This is a genomic window from Pseudomonas sp. ICMP 460 (assembly GCF_002723595.1).
In the GTDB taxonomy this organism is placed as follows: domain Bacteria; phylum Pseudomonadota; class Gammaproteobacteria; order Pseudomonadales; family Pseudomonadaceae; genus Aquipseudomonas; species Aquipseudomonas kitaguniensis.
In genome coordinates this window covers 62,223-84,492 of record NZ_LKBR01000011.1, presented here as the reverse complement: position 1 = coordinate 84,492, position 22,270 = coordinate 62,223, and the positions used below count along the sequence as shown (strand labels likewise).

General features: G+C 60.7%; 17 protein-coding genes and 1 pseudogene. 10 read left to right on the top strand and 8 right to left on the bottom strand.

Features of this window, described 5'->3' with window-relative positions; all coding sequences use genetic code 11:
• Positions 1 to 282 precede the first annotated feature (282 nt).
• Both AO240_RS09635 and AO240_RS09630 read left to right on the top strand, forming a co-directional pair.
• The gene (locus tag AO240_RS09635) at positions 283 to 762 is read left to right on the top strand and encodes an ATP-binding protein (protein WP_099236348.1); all 480 of its coding nucleotides are present in this window, start codon (positions 283 to 285) and stop codon (positions 760 to 762) included.
• A complete protein-coding gene (locus tag AO240_RS09630) occupies positions 759 to 1,532 on the top strand; it encodes a nucleotidyltransferase domain-containing protein (protein ID WP_099236347.1) in 774 nt (257 codons plus the stop codon). The genes AO240_RS09635 and AO240_RS09630 overlap by 4 nt, the downstream gene beginning before the upstream one ends.
• Positions 1,533 to 1,543: 11 nt before the next feature.
• Here AO240_RS09630 and AO240_RS09625 read toward each other — a convergent pair whose 3' ends face one another.
• Positions 1,544 to 5,578 (bottom strand): bifunctional nitrate reductase/sulfite reductase flavoprotein subunit alpha, encoded by a 4,035-nt coding sequence (locus tag AO240_RS09625; RefSeq protein WP_099236346.1) that lies wholly within the window; start codon positions 5,576 to 5,578, stop codon positions 1,544 to 1,546.
• A gap of 530 nt (positions 5,579 to 6,108) precedes the next feature.
• On the opposite strand from AO240_RS09625, the gene nirB reads away from it, so the two are divergent.
• Both nirB and nirD read left to right on the top strand, forming a co-directional pair.
• Positions 6,109 to 8,670: a nitrite reductase large subunit NirB gene (gene nirB / locus AO240_RS09620; RefSeq protein WP_099236345.1), complete on the top strand. Its 2,562-nt coding sequence runs from the start codon at positions 6,109 to 6,111 to the stop codon at positions 8,668 to 8,670.
• Positions 8,670 to 9,032 (top strand): nitrite reductase small subunit NirD, encoded by a 363-nt coding sequence (gene nirD, locus AO240_RS09615; RefSeq protein ID WP_099236344.1) that lies wholly within the window; start codon positions 8,670 to 8,672, stop codon positions 9,030 to 9,032. Before nirB ends, nirD begins: the two co-directional genes overlap by 1 nt.
• Positions 9,033 to 9,269: 237 nt before the next feature.
• On the opposite strand, the gene AO240_RS09610 is transcribed toward nirD, so the two are convergent.
• Positions 9,270 to 10,136, bottom strand: a complete 867-nt coding sequence (locus tag AO240_RS09610) for an aldo/keto reductase family oxidoreductase (RefSeq protein ID WP_099236343.1) — start codon at positions 10,134 to 10,136, stop codon at positions 9,270 to 9,272.
• A 72-nt stretch (positions 10,137 to 10,208) separates the two neighbouring features.
• On the opposite strand from AO240_RS09610, the gene AO240_RS09605 reads away from it, so the two are divergent.
• Both AO240_RS09605 and AO240_RS09600 read left to right on the top strand, forming a co-directional pair.
• A complete protein-coding gene (locus tag AO240_RS09605) occupies positions 10,209 to 10,853 on the top strand; it encodes a TetR/AcrR family transcriptional regulator (protein ID WP_099236342.1) in 645 nt (214 codons plus the stop codon).
• Between the two features lie 4 nt (positions 10,854 to 10,857).
• Positions 10,858 to 11,319, top strand: a complete 462-nt coding sequence (locus AO240_RS09600; protein WP_099236341.1) for an NUDIX hydrolase — start codon at positions 10,858 to 10,860, stop codon at positions 11,317 to 11,319.
• Here the strand turns inward: AO240_RS09600 and AO240_RS09595 are convergent.
• Positions 11,316 to 11,876, bottom strand: coding sequence for a cysteine hydrolase family protein (locus tag AO240_RS09595; RefSeq protein ID WP_099236340.1), 561 nt, complete (start codon positions 11,874 to 11,876; stop codon positions 11,316 to 11,318). The two genes, AO240_RS09600 and AO240_RS09595, sit on opposite strands and share 4 nt — an antisense overlap.
• A 229-nt stretch (positions 11,877 to 12,105) precedes the next feature.
• On the opposite strand from AO240_RS09595, the gene AO240_RS09590 reads away from it, so the two are divergent.
• Entirely contained in the window at positions 12,106 to 14,304 is a 2,199-nt protein-coding gene (locus AO240_RS09590; RefSeq protein WP_099236339.1) for an OsmC domain/YcaO domain-containing protein, read from the top strand.
• Between the two features lie 233 nt (positions 14,305 to 14,537).
• Here the strand turns inward: AO240_RS09590 and AO240_RS09585 are convergent, their stop codons facing one another.
• Together AO240_RS09585 and AO240_RS09580 are read right to left on the bottom strand one after the other, a co-directional pair.
• On the bottom strand, positions 14,538 to 15,704 hold the full coding sequence (locus AO240_RS09585; RefSeq protein ID WP_099236338.1) for a cystathionine gamma-synthase: 1,167 nt from the start codon (positions 15,702 to 15,704) through the stop codon (positions 14,538 to 14,540).
• Positions 15,701 to 17,077 (bottom strand): cystathionine beta-synthase, encoded by a 1,377-nt coding sequence (locus AO240_RS09580; protein WP_099236337.1) that lies wholly within the window; start codon positions 17,075 to 17,077, stop codon positions 15,701 to 15,703. Before AO240_RS09580 ends, AO240_RS09585 begins: the two co-directional genes overlap by 4 nt.
• A gap of 246 nt (positions 17,078 to 17,323) precedes the next feature.
• On the opposite strand from AO240_RS09580, the pseudogene AO240_RS29290 reads away from it, so the two are divergent.
• From AO240_RS29290 to AO240_RS09570, 3 genes and pseudogenes are all read left to right on the top strand, one after another.
• A pseudogene (locus AO240_RS29290) lies at positions 17,324 to 18,097 on the top strand (PAS domain-containing protein); the annotation flags it as partial.
• Between the two features lie 102 nt (positions 18,098 to 18,199).
• Positions 18,200 to 18,637, top strand: coding sequence for a methyl-accepting chemotaxis protein (locus AO240_RS29285; RefSeq protein ID WP_241678237.1), 438 nt, complete (start codon positions 18,200 to 18,202; stop codon positions 18,635 to 18,637).
• 130 nt (positions 18,638 to 18,767) lie between these two features.
• A complete protein-coding gene (locus AO240_RS09570) occupies positions 18,768 to 19,226 on the top strand; it encodes an Hsp20 family protein (RefSeq protein ID WP_099236335.1) in 459 nt (152 codons plus the stop codon).
• A 66-nt stretch (positions 19,227 to 19,292) separates the two neighbouring features.
• Here the strand turns inward: AO240_RS09570 and AO240_RS09565 are convergent, their stop codons facing one another.
• The 3 genes from AO240_RS09565 to AO240_RS09555 form a co-directional block, all read right to left on the bottom strand.
• On the bottom strand, positions 19,293 to 19,718 hold the full coding sequence (locus AO240_RS09565) for a cupin domain-containing protein (RefSeq protein ID WP_099236334.1): 426 nt from the start codon (positions 19,716 to 19,718) through the stop codon (positions 19,293 to 19,295).
• A gap of 202 nt (positions 19,719 to 19,920) precedes the next feature.
• Positions 19,921 to 20,814, bottom strand: a complete 894-nt coding sequence (locus tag AO240_RS09560) for an arginase family protein (RefSeq protein ID WP_099236333.1) — start codon at positions 20,812 to 20,814, stop codon at positions 19,921 to 19,923.
• 152 nt (positions 20,815 to 20,966) lie between these two features.
• Positions 20,967 to 21,941: a helix-turn-helix domain-containing protein gene (locus AO240_RS09555; protein ID WP_371918612.1), complete on the bottom strand. Its 975-nt coding sequence runs from the start codon at positions 21,939 to 21,941 to the stop codon at positions 20,967 to 20,969.
• Positions 21,942 to 22,270: the final 329 nt, after the last annotated feature.

Sequence of the window (22,270 nt, the reverse complement as noted above, 5' to 3'; positions counted from 1 at the left end):
TAACACGCCCCACAGCATTGAAATCATAATCGCCATCCACCCGGCAAACAGGCTGAAAAGTGTCATTGCAAGGTTCATCACGGCCTCCGTAGCGTCATCGGCTTGCTGCTGTCCTTATAGGTGACCGCCGCTGAAAAGCAGGATTCAACTTAATTGATGGCCAGGCTCAGCCAGTGAGCTTAGGGCGCAGCTGCACACCGAAAGGCTTGTTCATGCGCATTGGCAGCGTCGCAGGGCGTGAAAAAATGCCATCCTTGATAGCCCCCAATAAGGAACTGCCCTATGCCAACCCTGCATCTGCTGTGCGGCAAGATCGCCTCCGGCAAATCCACGCTCGCTAAGGCCCTCGCGACCCAACACGACGCTATTCTGCTCAGCGAAGACGCATGGCTTGCAACGCTGTATCCCGCTGAAATCGCGTGTATTGCAGATTACCTGCGCTGCGCCCAGCGTGTTCGCGGGGTGCTTGGGCCACTGGTGACTAATCTTTTGCAGGCGGGTGTCACCGTAGTGCTGGACTTTCCGGCCAATACCCTGGCAAACCGCGAATGGCTGCTCAGCTTGGCGCAAACGGCTCAAGTGCCGCATTGCTTGCATTACCTCGAACTGGATGACGCTACTTGCCGCGCTCGGCTACATGCCCGCAATGCATTCGGTGAGCATGATTTTGCCGCCACCGACGCTGAGTTTGACCTGATCACTCGCCACTTCTGTGTGCCAAGTGCGTCGGAAGGTTTGGTAATTGAGGTCCACCACCCATGAGCGCACTAAAACCGACAGGCGTTGATGCAGAGGGCTTTGTGCTCAGCGTCGCCGCTATTGCCCTGCAACCCGAGTTCGAGCCACTGCTGGCGGACGTGTGCGCAACCCTGTCGCAGGCGGTGCTGGGGCTGGACGGCATTTATGTGTATGGCAGTGTCGCGAGAGGCGAGGCCAGCCAAGGTGACTCGGACCTTGACCTCACGCTGGTACTGCGCGAGCCGCCGGGTGCGCAGGTGCTTGAACAATTGGAAGGGCTGCGGCAGGCACTGGAAAAACGCCACCCGCTGGTGACCAAAATCGACTTCGATATCGGCCACCGCTCGCAGGTGCTGGCGCCCGAGCATAAAAACAAATGGGGCTTTTGGCTCAAGCATCATTGCCGTTGTGTGTGGGGTGATGACCTGTCCCGGCACTTTGAGTGGTTTCGGCCCTCGCGCGAAATCGCGCTGGCGATCAATGATGACGTTGAACAAGTGTTAAACGCTTACCCTGCGCGCATAGGCGACGCAGGCAGCGTGCCGGAGCGCCTTCGCCTGCAACGCGAAGCGGCGCGCAGGTTGATTCGAGCGACGCAACTACTGCGCCCGGAGGACGCGTTGAGCTGGCCGCACACGCTCGAAGAGCACGTCGCGCTGTTCGTCCAGCACTGCCCGACGATGCGCGTGCAGGTCGCGTACTTTCTGTTTGAGGCGCGCAACCCGAGCGCCGAGGGCGAAGCATTTTGCACGCGGTTGCAGACCTTTCTGAGCTGGCTGCTGGCCGCGCGCTGATCAGCGCCCACTCAGTACACATCACGCAGGTAACGTTTTTGCTCGCTCAACTGGCGCCAGTAATCCACGGCGCCTTCGCCGTCGAGCCCGCCGTGCGCCTGTGCGACCTGGCGCAGCGCGTGGTCGACATCCTTGGCCATGTGGCTGGCGTCGCCGCAGATGTAGACTTTTGCGCCGTCCTGCAGCCAGCGCCATAGCTCGGCGCCCTGTTCGGCGATGCGGTCTTGCACGTAGATTTTTTGCGCCTGGTCGCGCGAAAAGGCGAGGCTCAGGTGCGTCAGCAGGCCGTCGCGCTGCATGCCTTGCAGTTCATCCTGGTAGTAAAAGTCGCTGGCGGCGTGCTGTTCGCCAAAAAACAGCCAATTCCGCCCCTGATGGCCTTGCGCGCGGCGCTCCTGCAAAAAAGCCCGGAACGGTGCCACGCCGGTGCCGGGGCCGATCATGATCATCGGCACGCTACCGTCGCCGGGCGTGCGAAAGTGTTTGGCCGGTTGCACGAATATTGGCACTTCGCAGTCGCTTGCACGGTCGGCCAAAAAGGTCGACGACACGCCTTTGCGCTTGCCGTAGCGCACGGCCGCCACGGTCAGGTGGACTTCCTGCGGGTAGGCTTTGGCGCTGGAAGCAATCGAATACAGGCGCGGTTGCAGGCGCTTGAGGGTGCCGAGCAGTTCGTTGGCCGAGCAATCGATAGGGTATTGCTGCAACACATCGGTCAGTTGCCGGCCCCACAGCCAGTCTTTCAGTTCGGCTTTATGCTCGGGGTCAAGCAGTTGCTTAAGGCCCGGGTTGCTGCTGCGCTCGGCGATAAACGCCAGGGTGTCGCTGCTCGGCCGGGCGATTTCGAAGCGCTGCGTCAGTGCCTGGTGCAGCGGCACATCGCCGAAGGTGTCGATGTTCACGCAGGTGGCCGCATCCAGGCGGGTCAGGTCGAGCAGTTCGCTGACCAGCTCCGGGCAGTTGCGCGGCATCACGCCCAGTGCATCACCGGCTTCATAGCTGATGCCGGAGTCGGCCAGGTCCAGCGCGAACTGGCGGGTTTCCTTGTGCGAACTCTGCGAGTTCAGGTGCCGGTTGAGCAGCAGGCGTGACCCATGCAACTTGGTTTTGCCAGCGGGCGTGGCTGGCGCTGCGGGGGTTATGGGCGCTATTGGCTTGGCCGGGTGCAGCGACTCCAGGAACTGTGCCAGCCAGGCATCCGCGCGTTCTTCGAATTCGGTGTCGCAGTCGACGCGTTCCAGCAGGCGGGTGGCGCCCAGTTCCAACAGGCGCTGATCAAGTTGTTTACCGTGTTTGCAGAATTGGTCGTAATTCGGATCGCCCAAGGCCAGCACCGCAAAGCGCAGCGATTCCAGGCGCGTGTCGACGCTGTTGAGGCCGTGCCAGAAACTTTCGCCATTGTCGGGCGGGTCGCCATCGCCGAAGGTGCTGCTGATCAGCGCCAGGTTTTGCGTGCTCGCCAACTTGCTCGCGGGGAAGTCCGCCATGGCGCTCAACTCCACCGCAATGCCGCCCTCGCGCAAACGCTTGGCAAAGCGCTCGGCGAGGGTTTCGGCATTACCGGTTTGCGACGCCCATAACAGCGTGACTGCCGGGGAGGACGCCGACGCCACGGCATCGACCGCCGCGCCTGCCTGCGTGCGGCTGAACAAGCCGCCGAGCAAACCGTCCAGCCACAGCCGCGAATCCTTGGCCAGCGGCGCATTCGCCGGCATCACCGGCACGCCGACGGCCTGGCGCCCGGCACTCGATTGCAGGCCACTCAAGAAACCCGCGAGGTAGGTGCGTTCGCTGTCGCTCAGTGGTGGCGGCGCAAGGTTACGGATGCCGGCGAGGTCGGCGAAGGCGTCGAGTCGCGACATGGCGAGGTCCTCTGCTACAGGGGCTAGGTCATTGGCAACGGCGGCCGGCGCGTGCAAAAACTGATGCTCGATCAACTCGACGCGGGTCAGCGCCACGGCACAAAACTTGAACTCGGGCTGCAGCGAAATCGGGTCGACGGCATCGTTGGTCACCGCGTTGATCGCCAGGTGTTCGCCAAACACATCGTTCCAGTGAAACGGCGCAAAACAGTTGCCGGGGCGCACCCGGTCAGTGACCACCGCGGGCAGCACCGCACGCCCGCGCTGTGAGCGCACTTCCACCGAGTCTTTAGGCTTGATGCCCAGGCTTGCGGCGTCTTCGGGGTGCAGTTCAACGAACGGGCCGGGGTTGAGTTTGTTCAGGGTGGCGACCTTGCCGGTCTTGGTCAGCGTGTGCCACTGGTGTTGCAAACGGCCGGTGTTGAGGACAAACGGGAAGGCCGCGTCGGGCATCTCGGCGGGCGGCAGGTGTGGGCGCGCGAGGAACTGGCCTTTGCCGCTGTCGGTGGCGAAGGTGAGCGTGCCCTCATTCAAATAGCGGATCGGGTTGCGGTCTGCGCCATCGGCTGTCGCGCAGGGCCATTGCAACGGGGTTTCGCGCAGGCGTTGGTGGCTTGCGCCGCGAATGTCATAGCCAGTCTTGGGGTTCCAGGCGCGTTTGATTTCGTCAAACACCTCCGCGGCATGCGCATAGGTGAAGGCCTCGGCAAAGCCCATCTCGCACGCGACCCTGGCGATGATTTGCCAGTCGGGCAAGCTCTCGCCGGGCGCGTCGACGGCTTTTTGCATCAGCGTGAGGTTGCGCTCGGAGTTGATCATCACGCCTTCGGCCTCGGCCCACAGCGCGCCGGGTAGCAGGATATCGGCGTAGCGGTTGGTCTCGGTGTCGAGGTAGGCATCCTGGGTGATCACCAGTTCGGCGGCTTGCAAGCCTTCGATCACCTTGCGGCGGTTCGGCGCGCTGGCGACCGGGTTGGTGCAGATAACCCAGCAGGCTTTGATCCGCCCGCTGATCATCTGCTCGAACATCGCCACCGTACCGCCACCGGCCTGGCGCGGCAGGCTGCCTGCGGGGATGTGCCAGAGGTCTTCGATAAACGCGCGGTCGGCCTCGACCAGCACCGAGCGCTGGCCCGGCAGGCCGGGGCCCATGTAGCCCATTTCGCGGCCGCCCATCGCGTTCGGTTGGCCGGTGAGCGAAAACGGCCCGCTGCCCGGTCGGCAAATCGCGCCGGTGGCCAAGTGCAAATTGCACAGCGCGTTGGTGTTCCAGGTGCCATGCGTGCTTTGGTTGAGGCCCATGGTCCAGCAACTCATCCACTCGGCGGCCTCGCCGATCCACTCGGCGGCTTGGCGGATGTCGGCTTCGGCGAGGCCGGTGATCTCGGCGACGCGGTGCGGCGGGTAGTCCTCCAGGAATCCCGGCATCGCCTCCCAACCTTGGGTGAAGGCCGCGATAAACGCGGGGTCGGTGTGGCCGTTTTTTACCAGCAGGTGCAGCAGGCCGTTGAGCAACGCGAGGTCGGTGCCGGGCTCAATCTGCAGGAACAGGTGGGCCTTGTCTGCGGTGGCGCTGCGCCGTGGGTCGACCACGATCAGCTTAGCCCCGGCCTTGACGCGGTCCATCATGCGCAGAAACAAAATCGGGTGACAGTCGGCCATGTTGGCGCCGATCACGAAGAACAGGTCGGCGCGGTCGAAATCTTCATACGAGCCCGGTGGCCCGTCGGAACCCAGCGACAGTTTGTAGCCGCTGCCGGCGCTGGCCATGCACAGGCGGGAGTTGGATTCGAGGTTGGCGGTGCGCACAAAGCCCTTGGCCAGTTTGTTGATCAGGTACTGCGCTTCCAGCGACATTTGCCCGGACACGTAAAAGGCCAGCGCGTCTGGGCCATGCGTGTCGAGCAGGCTGCGCAACCGGCTGGCGGTTTCGCTGATCGCCTTGTCCATGCCGATGCGCACCGGGTCGTGGTCGCGCGCCTGGCGCACATACGCGCTGGCCATGCGCCCGGACTCGGCGATGGCCTGCCCGCAGGTGGTGCCTTTGGTGCACAGGCGGCCGAAGTTGGTGGGGTGGGCCTTGTCGCCAGTCACCTTGACCACTGTATTGTTCTCGACCTGCATGACGATGCCGCAGCCCACGCCACAATAAGGACACACGCTGCGTACGCTCTGGTTTGCCATCCGTAACCCTCGAAAACTTTTGCTGCCCGCAAACAAAAAGCGCCCTGCAACCCTCCGTTAAAAACGGGAGTTGCACGGCGCCTTTGTCGTGAATGGGCAATCAGCGTTGACTGCTCTGTGGAGTGTTCCTAGCAAGTCACGCGCCAGGTTTTCAATCGGGCTTGTGTGGCGAGCAAGCCCGCTCGCCACAACAGCCGCGCTGCCTACAGTTAGGGTTGAAAATGCACTTTTATGACGCGAGGCGCACCAGTTGGAGGCGCCAAAACACGCATCCGCTGCTTGCAGGCCCGCTTGCAGCCCGTGCCACAGGCGCCCGCGGCGGATTGGCACGGCGCCTGCAAGCTCAGCTTCAACCCACCTCGGTCAACGATGATCGACAGGCCATACAGGTCATGGGCAATAACGGAAGGACCGGCGAAGTCGCCCGATCCGAACCCGTATAAGAACAGGCAAAGACGCCTGGAACCGTAAGGTTTCAGGCGTTTTTTTTTGCTTTTTTAAACCGTGATGAGCTTTGTCGGGTGCTTTCCATGAATTCCACTATCGCCAGTCTGAAACCGCAGAAAACCCTGATTGTCGTCGGCAATGGCATGGTCGGCCATCATTGTGTGGCGCAACTGATCGAGCGCGGCGCGCTGGACCACTACCGCTTGCACGTGTTCAGCGAGGAGCCGATGCGCGCCTATGACCGCGTGCATCTTTCCGAATACTTCACCGGGCGTGATGCCGAGTCGCTGGCGCTGTCCGACGCGTCGCTGTACCACACGCCGGGTGTGACCTTGCATTTGGGCGTGCCGGTGCTGGAAATCGACCGCGCCCGTTGCGAGGTGATTACCGCGCAAGGGTGTGTGGCCTACGACAAGTTGGTGCTGGCCACCGGTTCTTACCCGTTTGTGCCGCCGATTGAAGGCGCTGAAGGCGACTCGCGGCTGGTGTACCGCACCCTCGAAGACCTAGACGCGATTCGCGCGGCAGCCGCCAATGCGCGGCGCGGCGTGGTGGTGGGTGGCGGGTTGCTCGGTCTGGAAGCCGCCAACGCCCTGAAAAGCCTTGGCCTGGAAGCACATGTGGTGGAGTTCGCGCCGCGCTTGATGCCGGTGCAACTGGATGATTTTGGCGGGCTGGCGCTCAAGGCTCAGATCGAACGGCTGGGCGTCGGTGTGCACTTGTCCCGCGCCACGCAGTCGATCAGCGCGGGCGAGGCGTATCGCTACCGCATGAACTTTGCGAATGACGAATTCCTCGAAACCGACCTGATCGTGTTCTCAGCCGGTATCCGTGCCCAAGATGCGCTGGCGCGTCAGGCCGCGCTGGAGATTGGCCCGCGCGGCGGCGTGGTGATCAACGATGAATGCCAAAGCTGCGACCCGAACATCTACGCGATTGGCGAATGCGCCTCGTGGAACGGCAGTTTGTTCGGCCTGGTTGCGCCGGGTTACCAGATGGCCCGCGGGGTTGCCGCGCTGTTGTGCGAGCAGGCTACCGAGCCGTTTGTGGGCGCTGACATGTCGACCAAACTCAAACTGCTCGGCGTCGACGTCGGCTCGATCGGCGACGCGCATGCGCACACGCCGGGTGCGCGCAGCTACCAATTCATCGACGAAGCCAGCGCCAGCTATCGACGCCTGGTGGTGGACGCGAGCGGCAAGCACGTGATCGGCGCGGTGCTGGTCGGCGACAACAGTTACTACGACACCCTGCTGCAATACATGCAAAACCGTATCGCGTTGCCGTCCGAACCGGCCAGCCTGATCTTGCCATCGTCCACTGGCGCGCCGACCCTCGGTCCGGGCGCCTTGCCGCAAGCAGCCACCGTGTGCTCGTGCCACAACGTGACCAAGGGTTCGATTTGCTCGGCGATTGACGGCGGCTGCAGCGACCTCGGCCTGCTCAAGTCGCAGACCAAGGCCGGCACCGGTTGCGGCGGCTGCGCCGGGTTGCTTAAACAGGTGTTCGAGCATGAACTGATTGCGCGCGGCGTCAGCGTCGACAAAAGCCTGTGCGAACACTTCGCCTATACGCGTCAGGAACTGTATGCGCTGGTGCGCGTGGAAGGCGTGATCACCTTCGAAGAACTGCTGGCCAAACACGGCCGTGGCCACACCGGTTGTGACGTGTGCAAGCCAGCGGTGGGCTCGATTTTGGCCTCGTGCTGGAACCAGCCGATCATGGACGCATCCCTCGTGCCGTTGCAGGACACCAACGACACCTTCATGGCGAATATGCAGAAGAACGGCACCTATTCGGTGGTGCCGCGTATTCCAGGCGGTGAAATCTCTGCGGATAAACTCATCGCAATCGGCGAAGTCGCAAAAAAATACGACCTTTACACCAAGATCACCGGCGGCCAGCGCATCGACCTGTTCGGCGCGCAACTGCATGAGCTGCCGGAGATCTGGGCCGAGCTGATCGCCGCCGGGTTTGAAACCGGGCATGCCTATGGCAAGTCCACGCGTACGGTAAAGTCGTGCGTGGGCAGCACCTGGTGCCGCTACGGCGTGCAGGACAGCGTGAAAATGGCCTTGCTCATCGAGGACCGTTACAAGGGCCTGCGCTCGCCGCACAAACTCAAGTTTGCGGTGTCCGGCTGCACCCGCGAGTGCGCCGAAGCGCAGAGCAAAGACGTCGGCGTGATCGCCACCGAGAAGGGCTGGAACCTTTACATCGCGGGCAACGGCGGCATGCGCCCGCGCCATGCCGAGCTGTTCGCCACCGACCTCGACGATGCCACGCTGATCCAGTACATCGACCGTTTCCTGATGTTCTACATTCGCACTGCCGACAAATTGCAGCGCACCTCGGTATGGCGCGAAAGCCTCGACGGCGGCCTCGACTTCCTCAAAGACGTGATATTGCACGACAGCCTCGGGCTGGGCGCCGAGCTTGAAGCGCAGATGCAACTGGTGGTCGACCGCTATGAATGCGAGTGGGCCAACGCCCTCAAAGACCCGGAAAAACTCAAGCGCTTCCGCACCTTCGTCAACGACAAACGCCCCGACCCGGACATTCATTTTGTCCAGGAACGTGGCCAGCGCCGCCCGATCATGGCGAGCGAACTGAACCTGATTCCCGTCATCGAGGAGATTGCCTGATGAGTTCATCCAACATTCAGCCCAACCTGGCTAAGTGGAAAAGCGTGTGCACTGAGCAAGACCTGGTGAGCAACTCCGGCGTAGTGGTGTGGCTCGACGGCGCGCAGGTGGCGCTGTTTTACTTGCCGGGCGCGCAAGACCAGCGCCTGTACGCCATCGACAACCATGACCCGGAGTCCGGGGCGAACGTGATCGGTCGCGGGCTGGTCGGCAGCATCAAGGGTGACTTGGTGGTGGCGGCGCCGATCTACAAGCAGCATTATCGCTTGCACGACGGCCAATGCCTGGAGGCGCCGGATCAGCGCCTGCGCGTGTGGCCGGTGCGGTTGAACGCCGGGCTGGTGGAGTTGGGCGTGGACTGAGTGTGGCAGCGCCCCCTGATTGGTTAGCTCAGGCACGCTTTTGTGGGAGCGGGCTTGCTCGCGATTGCCGTGTGTCAGTTGAAAAATACTTATCTGACACACGGCAATCGCGAGCAAGCCCGCTCCCACAGTTGACCGAGTTCGGCTTGGGGGATAGGGCCGGCTTTCAGGCCGCCTGCTTTTGCTCCTGGAAGCGCCCCGTTAAACCACGATGGGCTCGGCCCAGGGTTTGGCGATTTAACCCGCGATTGCGTTTAACTCGGCCATTACTTCGTCGGTCAATTGCAGTTCGCCCACCGCAAGATTTTCACGCAAATGACCCACCGATGAGGTGCCGGGAATCAACAGGATATTGGGTGAGCGCCGCAACAACCAGGCCAGCGCCAGTTGCTTGGGCGTCACCCCGAGTCGCTGCGCAACGCTGGACAGCGTCGATGATTGAACCGGGGTAAACCCGCCCAGTGGGAAGAACGGTACATAGGCAATGCCTTGCTCGGCCAGTTCGTCGATCAACGCGTTATCGTGCTGATGGGCGATGTTGTAGAGGTTCTGTACGCACACAAACTTAACCACTGCACGGGCCTCGGCCACTTGGGTCGGCGTGACGTTGCTGAGGCCGATATGGCGCACCAGGCCCTGTTGTTGCAACTGTGAGAGCACCTCCAGTGAGGCGGCGATTGAGCCTTCAGCCGTGCCCATCATGCTGTGCGCCGCGCGAAAGTTGACCACGTCCAGCACGTCCAGCCCCAGGTTGCGCAAGTTGTCGTGCACGGCCTGTGTCAGTTCTTGTTTTGACGCAGCGGCCAGCCATCCACCTTCGTTGTCGCGGCGGGCGCCGATTTTGGTGACAAGGGCGAGGTCGTCCCGATAAGGGTGCAGCGCTTCGCGAATCAGTTGATTGGTGACATGCGGCCCATAGAAATCACTGGTGTCGATATGATTAACGCCGGCTGCGACCGCCTCACGCAGCACGGCCAGCGCCGCATCGCGATCTTTGGGCGGGCCGAACACACCGGGGCCCGCCAGCTGCATCGCGCCGTAGCCAATGCGGTTGACCTGGCGGTCGCCGAGGGTGAATGTGCCGCTGTTTGCCAAGTTGTTCATTACCGTTGCCCTTGCTTCGACTAAGTAAGCGTCTAATATGAAGGATCCTTCATTTTTTGGAATTCGCATTCCGTGAGCACCCCCAAAGCCTCCTTGAAGCCAAGAAAATCGGCGGTTCAGGCGCGCTCAGTCGCTACCGTTGAGGCGTTGCACACGGCAACCCTTCAGGTTTTAACCCAGCAGGGCTTGATCCGCTGCACCACCACGCGGGTGGCCGAGCGGGCTGGCATGTCGGTGGGCAGTCTCTATCAGTACTACCCGAACCGCGATGCACTGTTGGCCGCGGTGCTGGAGAACCACCTGTCGTGGGTGGCTGAGGCGGTCGAGTTGGCGTGCAGCCGCCATCAACACTTGCCCGTGGCGGACATGGCGTCGGGGTTGGTCAGTGCGTTGCTGGTTGCCAAATTGCGTAACAAGGGCGCTTCCAAGGCGTTGTATGCCATCGCGAGCGAGCGCGGCGGCGCCGAGCTGATGGCCCTGATCTACACGCGGATGGTGACGGCGATTGCGGGCATGTTGCGCACCGCAACGGATGCGTATTTTGCCGAGCCGGTGCTGACGGCTGGCATGTCCCTCAGTGCTATTCTCGGGCCGGTGCGAATCGTGCTCGAAGGCAATGCGTCGCCTGCGCTCGAAGCGGGGCTTGAACAGCAGACTACCTTGTTGTTGAAGTCCTATCTGCAAGCGCACCACCCGCCCACTTCAAGCAAGGAATAGCGCCATGCGCGAGCGAAAGGCCGCACGTTTACTGGTCATAAACCCTGCGGGCGAAGTGCTGTTGTTCAGGTTCGTGCACACAACCGGCGCGCTGGCCGGCGACGATTACTGGGCCACGCCCGGCGGTGGCGTTGAACCGGGTGAAACCTTCCAGGCTGCGGCCCTGCGTGAGCTGCGCGAAGAAACCGGCATAGTGCTCAGCGCCGTTCAAGCGCCTGTCGCGGATCGCAGGGTTTCGCTGATGCTGCCCAGCGGTGAAACGGTGCTGGCGGTTGAGCAGTACTTTGTTGTTCATGTGCAAAACCAGACGCTGTCCCGAGCCGAATGGACGGAGCAAGAGACCCAGGTGATGGCCGATCATCACTGGTGGTCTGCTCAGGCGCTGCGTTCGACTAACGCAACGGTATGGCCGCAAGGTTTGGTCGACATGCTGGTGAGCGCGAACGTGTTTGAAGCCGTGACTTAGCCACTCGTCAGGATGTGGGCGGTATCAATCACCCTGGCGTAGTCCATCGCCAGGTTACTCAGTGACAGGGCGTGCACATCCTCCGCCGGCCAGACACGCCCCGATAAATCGGTTTGATCAAACGTATAACAAGCATCCGCCGCCACTATTACATCAAAACCGAGGTTGCCGCCTGAGCGCGCCGTGGCTTCAACCGAGTTGTTGGTGATCACCCCAACGATCACCAACTGCTTGATCGAGCGCGCGTGCAGCCAACGCTCCAGGCCCGTGGCCGTGAACGCATCCGGAACGTTTTTTTCCAGCACATGCTCGTGTTTCAGGGGCTGTAACTCCTCCTGAAACTCGCAGCCAGGTTGGCCAGGCCAAAACACCGAATCGGGCGAGCGCGACATATGCCGCACATGAATAACCGGGCGCTTGGCGTGTCGCCACGCGCTCAAAAGCGCCTGTATCTGCGACTCCGCGTTCGGGTTGTTGCGCCGCCCGAGCTGTGGGTGGTGCATGCCCTGTTGCATGTCGATGATCACCAGTGCTGCGTTCGTATCCAGCGGCTGCATAGCGCCTCCCTTTGCTGACAAAGCCGCCAACATAGCAGTGGCGCGCGAGCATTTCACCTTGGGTGCGAGAGCGACTCGGTTGAAGCCTGTTAAAGCCTGGCAGTGGCCGGGTTACGCCCGTCAACAGCGGCACCGATCGGCGGTCGCTCTGGAAAACCCTGAAACTTCCCGCTGAAAAACCTCATAATGACGGCCATTTTTGTTTAGCTCGTTATTCTGGTGTGCCCGCATGGAAATTAAGGTCAACTTTCTCGACAACCTTCGGCTTGAAGCCAAGTTCGATGACTTCACGGTAATTGCCGACCAACCGATTCGCTACAAGGGCGATGGTTCGGCACCGGGGCCATTCGATTACTTCCTGGCTTCGTCGGCGTTGTGCGCGGCGTACTTTGTGAAGTTGTACTGCGCGACGCGCGATATTCCCACCGAGAATATTCGCCTGTCGCAGAACAATATTGTCGACCCGGAAAACCGTTACAACCAGATCTTCAAGATTCAGGTGGAGTTGCCAGCGGATATCTCCGACAAGGACCGCCAAGGCATCCTGCGTTCCATCGACCGTTGCACCGTAAAAAAAGTGGTGCAGGCCGGGCCTGAGTTTGTGATTGAGCAAGTCGACAACCTCGATGCCGATGCCCAGGCGTTGTTGATGCCAAGCACCAGCACCGAGGCGGGCACCTACATTGCGGGCAAGGACCTGCCGCTGGAGCAGACCATCGCCAACATGTCGGGCATCCTCGCGGGCCTGGGCATGAAGATTGAAATCGCCTCGTGGCGCAATATCGTGCCCAACGTGTGGTCGCTGCATATCCGCGATGCACACTCGCCGATGTGTTTTACCAACGGCAAGGGCGCGACCAAGGAAGGCGCGCTGGCGTCGGCCTTGGGCGAGTTTATCGAGCGGCTTAATTGCAACTTCTTCTACAACGATCAGTTTTGGGGTGAGGAACTGGCCAATGCGCCTTTCGTGCACTACCCGGATGAGCGCTGGTTCCAGCCGGGCCGCAACGATGCGCTGCCGACGGAAATCCTCGACGCCTATTGCCTGAAAATCTACAACCGCGACGGCGAACTGCGCGGCTCGCACCTGTACGACACCAACTCCGGCAATGAAGCGCGCGGCATTGTTTCGCTGCCGTTTGTGCGCCAGTCCGACGGCGAGGTGGTGTACTTTCCGTCAAACCTGATCGAAAACCTTTACCTCAGCAACGGCATGAGCGCCGGTAACACGCTGGCCGAAGCGCAGGTACAGTGCCTGTCGGAGATTTTCGAGCGGGCGGTTAAACGCGAGATCATCGAAGGCGAATTTGCGCTGCCGGATGTTCCCGCCGAGGTGCTGGCCAAGTACCCGGGGATTCTGGCCGGCATTCAAGGCCTGGAAGCCCAAGGGTTCCCGGTGCTGGTCAAGGATGCATCGTTGGGGGGTGAATTCCCGGTGATGTGCGTGACCTTGATGAACCCGCGCACCGGCGGCGTATTTGCCTCATTCGGCGCGCACCCAAGCCTGGAAGTCGCGCTGGAACGCAGCCTGACTGAATTGCTGCAGGGCCGCAGTTTTGAAGGTTTGAACGATTTGCCGCAACCGACCTTTGAAGGCCACGCGGTGACGGAGCCGAACAATTTCGTCGAGCACTTTATCGATTCCAGCGGCGTGGTGTCGTGGCGCTTCTTCAGCGCCCAGTCGGAGTATGAATTCGTCGAGTGGGATTTCTCTGGCGAGGGTGAAGACTCCAACGCCCAAGAAGCCGCGACGCTGTTCGGTATTCTCCAAGGCATGGGCAAAGAGTCCTACATGGCGGTGTACGAACACCTCGGCGCAACCGCCTGCCGCATTCTGGTGCCGGACTACTCGGAAATCTATCCGGTGGACGACCTGATCTGGGATAACACCAACAAGGCCTTGTTCTTCCGCGCCGACATTCTCAACCTGCACAGCCTCAGCGACGACGACCTTAAAGCCTTGGCTGAGCGCCTGGTAGAAAGCGAGCTGGACGACTACACCGACATCACCACCTTGATCGGCATCGAGTTCGACGACAACACCGCATGGGGTCAACTGACCATCCTGGAGTTGAAGCTACTGATCTACCTCGCGTTGCAGCAGTACGAAGAAGCCAAGGAATGCGTGGAAATGTTCCTGCAGTACAACGACAACACCGCCGAGCGCGGCCTGTTTTACCAAGCGGTGAACGCGGTGTTGGAGATGCAGTTGGACGAGGACCTGGAGTTGGCCGATTACGAGGCCAACTTCCGCCGGATGTTTGGTGATGAGCGCATGGATGCGGTGATCGGTTCGGTCAACGGCAGCGTGCGGTTTTACGGGCTGACGCCGACCAGCACGCAGCTGGAAGGCTTGGACCGGCATTTGCGCCTGATCGACAGCTATAAAAAGCTGCATGCGGCACGTGCGAATGTGAAGACTGGCTGACACGCTTGGTGTGGCAAGCAGCCTTGCGTGGAGAGCGGGCTCCTTGTGGCGAGCGGGCTTGCTGTGGCGAGCGGGCTTGCTCGCGTTGGGCTGCATAGCAGCCCCTGTCATGAAGAATGCAATGCTTCAGGCACTCCTCAGCGCCTGGTTTTGGGGCTGCTGCGCACCCCCGCGCGAGCAAGCCCGCTCGCCACAACAAGCGGGCTCGCCACAGTAGCCTAGGCGAAGGTAGGTTAAATCTTCGCCAGCGCCTGGGCCAGATCGGCCCTCAGGTCTTCCACATCTTCAACCCCCACCGACAACCGCACCAGCCCATCGCCAATGCCTAGCTGCGCGCGGGTCGCCGCCGGGATGCTCGCATGCGTCATGATCGCCGGGTGTTCGATCAGGCTTTCTACACCGCCAAGGCTTTCGGCAAGGGCAAAAACCTTCACGTTTTCCAAAAAGCGCGTAGCGCCCGCGAGGTCGCTGTTCAAATCCACCGAAATCATCCCGCCGAACCCATGCATCTGCCGACGTGCGAGTTCGTGCTGAGGGTGCGATGCCAAGCCAGGGTAGTAAACGCGCGACACTTGCGGCTGTTGTTCCAGCCAGGTGGCCAAATCCAGCGCATTGCTGCAATGGCGCTCCATGCGCAGCGCCAGAGTTTTCACGCCGCGCAGGGTCAGGAAGGCATCGAAGGGGCCGGCGATGGCACCTACGGAGTTTTGCAGAAAGCCCAGCCGCTCGGCCAATTCCGGGTTGTGGCCGACGATCGCGATGCCGCCGATCACGTCGGAGTGGCCATTGAGGTATTTGGTGGTGGAGTGCACCACGATGTCGAAGCCCAGCTCCAGCGGGCGCTGGATCCATGGGCTGGCGAAAGTGTTGTCGGCCACGCAGATGATGCCGCGGTCGCGGCAGATGCGCGCAATTGCGCTGAGGTCGGTCAGGCTCAGCAGCGGGTTGCTCGGGGTTTCGACCCAGACCATGCGCGTATCGGCCTGCAATGACGCTTCAAACGCCGACACGTCGCTGAGGTCGACAAAGCTGAACCGGTGCCCGGCACTGCGTTGGCGCACCTTGTCGAACAGGCGGAAGGTGCCGCCGTACAGGTCGTTGCCGGAGACGATGTGCGAGCCGGCATCGAGCAATTCCAGCACCGTGGAAATCGCCGCCAACCCGGAGGCGAAGGCAAACGCCTGGCTGCCACCTTCAAGGTCGGCGACGCAGCGCTCCAGGGCAAACCGTGTCGGGTTATGCGAGCGCCCATAGTCGAAGCCCTTGTGTACGCCGGGGCTTTCTTGCAGGTAGGTGGAGTTGGCGTAGATCGGCGGCATCAAGGCGCCCGTGGTCGGGTCGGGTGACTGCCCGGCGTGAATCACGCGGGTGGCAAACGCAGTTTTATCGGGCTGACTCATGCAAGGGATCTCCGTAGGTGGTTGAGCAGGTCGACACGCGTGATCAGGCCATGAAAGCCCGACGCGTCGGCGATGATCGCGACCAGGCCGCGATCCAGTTCTGCCTGCAATTGGCCGAGGCTGGCGCTGGGGGCCAGGGTGTGCACGGTGCCAGTCATGGCACTCGCGACGGTCATGGAAAAGTGCTCGGCGTCGGTGTGCAACCCCAACAAAATGTCGGATTCGTCGATTACGCCGACCAGTGTCTGGCCATCCACCAACACCGGCAGTTGCGAAACATCGGCCAGGCGCATGCGCTGGAAGGCCATGAGCAAGGTGTCGTCGGGGCTCACACTGATCACGCGGCCGTCTTCGAAGCGGCGGGCGATCAAGTCGCGCAGGTCGCCGTAATGCTTGTAGTGCAGCAGGCCCGCGTCGTTCATCCACTGGTCGTTGTAGACCTTCGACAGGTAGCGTGTGCCGGTGTCGCAGACGAAGGTGACCACGCGTTTCGGCTCGGTTTGCTCGCGGCAATAGCGCAGGGCGGCGGCGAGCAGGGTGCCGGTGGACGAGCCACCCAGAATGCCTTCGGCTTTGAGCAGTTGGCGGGCGTGGTCGAAGCTTTCTTCATCGCTGATGGAATAGGCGTGGCGCACGCTGGAGAGGTCGGCAATCGAGGGGATAAAGTCCTCGCCGATACCTTCCACGGCCCACGAGCCCGGCGTTTCAATCTTGCCGCTGCGGCTGTATTCAGCCATCACCGAACCCACCGGGTCGGCCAGCACCATGGCCAGTTCCGGCTGCACCCGCTTGAAAAAGCGCGTCAGGCCGGTGAGGGTGCCCGCAGAACCGACGCCCACCACTATCGCGTCCAGGTCATGCTGGGTTTGCGCCCATATTTCCGGCGCGGTGCTGGTTTCATGCGCCAGCGGGTTGGCCGGGTTGTTGAACTGGTCGGCGAAAAACGAGCCCGGAATATCTTTGGCCAGCCGCGCTGCCACGTCCTGGTAATACTCGGGGTGGCCCTTGCCGACGTCCGAGCGGGTGATGTGCACCTCGGCGCCCATGGCCTTGAGGTGCAGCACCTTTTCGGTGGACATTTTGTCGGGCACCACCAGCACCACGCGGTAGCCTTTGGCCCGGCCGACCAGCGCCAGACCCAGCCCGGTATTGCCGGCGGTGGCTTCGATAATGGTACCGCCGGGGCGCAGGCGGCCGTCGCGCTCGGCGGCGTCGATCATCGCCAGCCCGATGCGGTCCTTGATCGAACCTCCGGGGTTTTGCGATTCAAGTTTCAAAAACAGCGTGCACAGGCCGGTATCGAAGCGGCTGACCCGCACCAGCGGGGTGTTGCCGATCAATTCAAGGACGGCGGGGCGTGGGAGGCTGGGCATGATTTCACCTGGTGACGAAAGGGCTTAAGTGAAGCAGCAAAATGCAAACATGCCTTTGAACATAGGCCGCGATTGCGCCGCTCGCCACCGAGCGGTCCGCAGGATGTATTTTTTTGGCGCATGCGCCGGTTTCAGCGCCTACGCTTTGCTGCAAGGCTGCAGCCTGAGGGCACTCGCCCGCTGAGTGGCCTCAATTTGCTGCGGTCTACGCCGATAGCATTGTTATGACCAAGGAGGCCGTAGCTGATGTTTAATAAAAAACTCAAGAACCAGGTTAACGCTCAGGCCGCCGAATTGTCGGAGCTGCGCCAACTGCGCGATGGCCTCAACCGTGAAATGCTGACGTTGAGCATCGATCCAACGTTTAAAATCATCGGCTGTAACGCGAACTTTGCCGAGGCTTTGGGCTACACCCCGGACCAACTGCTGGGGCGCGAGATGGCGGATATTGTTCCCAAGTACGTCTCGAAGTTGCCGTGCTTTCATAACTTTCAAGCGGCCGTCGCCGCAGGCCGATCAATCACTGACGAGTACCGGTATTTGCATGCCGACGGCTCGCTGGTATGGATTCATGCGCACTGGCAACCCGTCGCCGACATTGCCGGCAACCTGAGCCACGTCACCTGCTATGCAACCAACATTACGTCCCGCGTTGAGCAGGCTTCGGAAAACACCTCGTTTATCGAGGCACTGCTGCGTTCAACTGCAGTGATCGAGTTCGACCTCTCCGGGCACGTACTCAAAGCCAATGACCAATTCTTGAAAGCCATGGGTTACAGCCTCAGCGACGCCAAAGGCAGCCATCACCGCATATTCTGTACGCCGGAAGAAACCTCGTCGCAGAAGTACAAGGATTTTTGGTTAACGCTGAACAAGGGCGAGTTTGTTGCCGGTCGGTTTGAACGTGTCGACAGTCGCGGTCAAACCGTGTGGTTAGAGGCGACTTACAACCCGGTGTACGACGCCGAAGGCACACTCTGCAAAGTGGTCAAGTTCGCGACGGTGGTGACCGATCAAGTTGCCCGTGAACAAGACGTCAGCACCGCCGCGCAAACCGCCTTTGAAATCTCCCAACACACCGATGTGAGTGCCCAGCGCGGCGCCGTGGTGGTTAACGACACCATGCACACCATGCGCAAGATCGCGGTGGATATACAGGCCGCGTCTGGTGGGGTAGAGGCACTCGGCAAGCAATCCCTGTTGATCAGCTCGATTGTTCAAACCATCAGCAGTATTGCCCAACAAACCAACTTGCTCGCCCTGAACGCTGCAATTGAAGCCGCCCGCGCCGGTGAACAGGGGCGCGGCTTCGCGGTCGTTGCGGATGAAGTTCGACAATTGGCTGGACGCACCAGCACCGCCACAGAAGAAATTGCCTCGGTGGTTGCGCAAAACCAGAAGCTGGTGGGCGAAACCGTCGCGGAGATGGCGAACAGCAAATCCCAGGCAGAGCAGGGCCTCGACCTGGCTACGCAGGCGGGCCAGGTGATTGTCGAGATTCAGGATGGCGCCAAGCGCGTCGTCGACGCCGTGGGCAGGTTTGCGACGCAATTGGGCTAGGTAAGTGGGGCGTTAAAATTTTTTTTGAGGCGCCCTTGAAAGCCGTTGGGTAGTCCCTATTTTGGCCTTACGCGATGCCGAAAGCGGGTCGCGTATTAAATCACTTGGATAAAACTCAGGAGATTTTGTTATGGCTACTACTCTCTCGTTGGCCCCACTGTTCCGTCAGTCTGTGGGCTTTGATCGCTTTAACGACCTGTTTGAATCGACGCTGCGCAATGAGGCGGGCAACACCTACCCACCTCACAACGTCGAAAAACACGCTGATGACCAGTACCGCATCGTGATTGCAGTGGCGGGCCTCGTAGAGGACGACATAGACATTCAGGTCGAGAATGGCGTTTTAAGCGTTTCGGGTGGGAAACGTGAAAGCGATGAGAAGGTCACGTACCTGCACCAGGGAATCGCGCAACGGGCCTTCCGTTTGTCGTTCCGGCTGGCTGACCATATCGAGGTGCAAGGCGCATCACTCACCAACGGTTTGCTGGCAATCGAGTTGCTTCGCGTCGTACCCGAAGAAGCCAAGCCAAAACGTATCGAAATCGGTACTGGCGGCAAGCCAGACTTGCGCCAGGTCAGCCTGCAATAACGTGATAAAAGGCGCTCTTCGGAGCGCCTTTTTTTAATCTGGCCCGCGCACAGCGAAAGGCCTGTTCTAGCCCTGCTTTGAAGCCATTAACGCATCAAGCTCCGGCAACAGCGTTACACTTTCTTGCTCATTCGGGTCGGTGCGAGCAACTAACACAGTGGCTACTTGCTCGTTGCTGCGGTTATACGGCACATGCGGCATTCCCGCAGGGATATAAAAAAAGTTACCTTCTTCCACGATGGCATGCTTTTCAAGCGCCTCGCCGTACCAACAGCCGGTGGCGCCACTTAGCGCATAAATAGCGGTTTCATGTTGCTGATGTTTATGTGCCTTGCCTTTCCCGCCAGGCGCAATGTTCAACACCTGCATATGGATATGTTGCGCACCGGCGCTTTCAGCCGAAATGCCAACTTGATAATCCAGCCCTTGTTTGCCCTGATAAGACTCGGCGGGTTTTAACAGGACACAGTCAAGCACGCGGTCAGTGGTCATGGTTTCCTCCAACGTGGTGTTAGTCAGTCAGATTCACTCAGCCGGTTACGGGTTGATAACAGGCAGGGAAGGGGGAGTCGGCGGTCCATCTATCGGATAAATTAGTGCAATCGGCGGTGGAAGTCACCTTTATGACTCAGGCATCGGCAGCAGGTGTTCAATCGTGCGGGTCGACGGCAGATTGACGCTCCCCTGGGCAGGCTCAAACAGCAGAGCCGATCAGCGGAAGACGGGCCAACATGTTCTTCAACGCAAGTGCATCCCACGGCAGGTGTTCGGCGATGCCAATGCCTACGACGTCGGTAACAGTGGCCACATCGCTCAGCAGGCGCACCACGTGGGAAATCGTCATGTTGCCTTGCGCGACCCCGTCAAACGCATCCGCAGCGGCCTGCGGATCGGCGAACAGCACTGAGCGAAAGCCGTTCGGGTCCAATACATCCAGATCAAGGTGAATGGCCAGGTGTTTCGCCCCGGTTGAACGTAACCATTGCAGCACTGGTTCGCTGCTGTCAGCCAATTGCGCAGGGCTTGCATGCTGCAGTCCCAGCCGCTTAATCACGGTGTTTTCCACGGGCGAGGTTTCCATCAGGCCGGCGTACATCACGTTCGCCGGTTTCAGCGCAAGTTTGACCGTGTCAGCGAAATCTGCATCGCCTTCACCGAGCAAATGGCCCAGCACCATCGCATGCGCATTCGGAAAATCCCTGGGCGTCAAGACATCAGGATGTGCATCGACCCACAGCACCGCCAAGTCACCTGCATAGCGTTCATTCAGGTAGGCGAACGGCGCAAGGTCCACCAGGCAATCGCCGCCGAGCACCACCAGTCTGTCCGGTGCATGCTCATCGATGATCGCGCGTGCGCTACGCAACTGACGCAGCAGAGCGCTGCGCCCGCGTATGCCATTTTCAATCGGCAACGGCTCGTCGCTCGGCACGGTCACCGGCGCTGTCACCGGCACTTCGGCGACCGGCCCGTGCGCTTCGGGTGCCAGCCATGACAACAGTTGAGCGCCGAAATGGTAGGGCGGGTTATTGCCACCTTGCCACTGGGGGAAAAGCAATCGCAGGGTTTTAGCGTTCGAGGTGTTCATGGTGAGGTTCCTGATGGGCGTGCAGAAGCGTCAGAGACGAAGAAGCACGGCGCCTCTCCCATCTCGTCTATCCAAGTGCATGCAGGGTGACGGCGGCAGACGCTGCATGCTTTGCCCAGCCAGCCAGACACTTCGCCTGGCAGGCCAATCTGTCAGTTGTTTTTGCAGAACACGCTGGGCGAGACCCCAAAAGCGGCTTTGAAGGCGCGGCTGAAGTGCGCCATGTTGGTGAAACCAACACTGAGCGCGACGTCGCTGATGCTCCGGTTTTCGCCCTTCAGCAACGCCGCCCGGCACGCCTGCAGTCGTTGCTGCCACAGCCAGCGAGTGGCGGTGGTGCCTTCCATAGCAAACAGCCGGCTCAGCGCGCGCGGTGACACATGAATCGCGTGTGCGATGGATGCCAGGTCCAGCGCGGGATCATCCAGGTTTGCCAGCAAAAACCCTTTCGCTTTCATCAACAGTGCAGCATGACGACTGGAATGGCCCAGGTCAGCCAAGCCAAAGGCACCTTCAAAAGCAGTCGCCACGACGTCCAGCAACGCACCGCTCAAACGCTCACCGGCGCGCGCTTCCTGGGCGCCCGCGTTGAACACCTCAAGCAGCATGTTGCCCGCCAGCCTGCCAAGGCTCGAACCGCCGTCAAGCGTGCGGCTGACCAGCGCTTCGGGCCTTGGCAAATGATTGATCAAGCGCCCACGCGGGATCGAAATAACAATCTGGTCGTCGCCGCGAGGAAACGCGCACCGATAAGGTTGGGCGCTGTTGAACAACACGATATCGCCGCATTGCTGCGACGATCGCCGCCCGCATTGTTCCAGCTCGGCTTCGGTACTCAGCGTGAGGCAAAGAAAATAGTCGTCGCCCTCCGCATCAGCGCTGTTGCGCTCGTACTCAATGGGCGCGGATGAGATGTGCGTCAGCAGAATATCGCCGAGCGTGTTGGCCTCAAGTTGGCCATCGAAAGGCGCGTCGGACAACGCCCGGTTTTTGGTCGGGCAATAGGTAGCACACACCACTTCGTTCCAATAACTGAAGCGCTCTTGCGCCTGTAGAGATCGGGGAGGGTAGAGAATCGCCATCGCCTGCATACCTTCAACCAGGTTCAATGCTGGGTATGCTATCAAAGAACTTCCAGCATTGGCTGCTGGGGGCTTAGGGTGTTGCGCGCGGGGGGATCAGCACAATTTCCTACAGCAAGCCGTGAAACGTTGAGGTGACAGGCGACAGCGCCTTGCTGCATTGCCTACGCTTGCGTCAGAATCGGCCGGCTTGTGCGCTTGAGTGAGCGTCTCTAAGGTTGCTCGGTCGCTGAAAACTCAGTGATCGGGTTTAGTAGCCTGGGGTTATTCCAATCAGTGCATAAGCTTCATCTATCGGACGGCCTCGTCCGTGCTTGATGGTGGCTGTGTGCAGGGCGTCCTCGGGCGCGCCGGCTTTCTTGGAATTCCCCGGT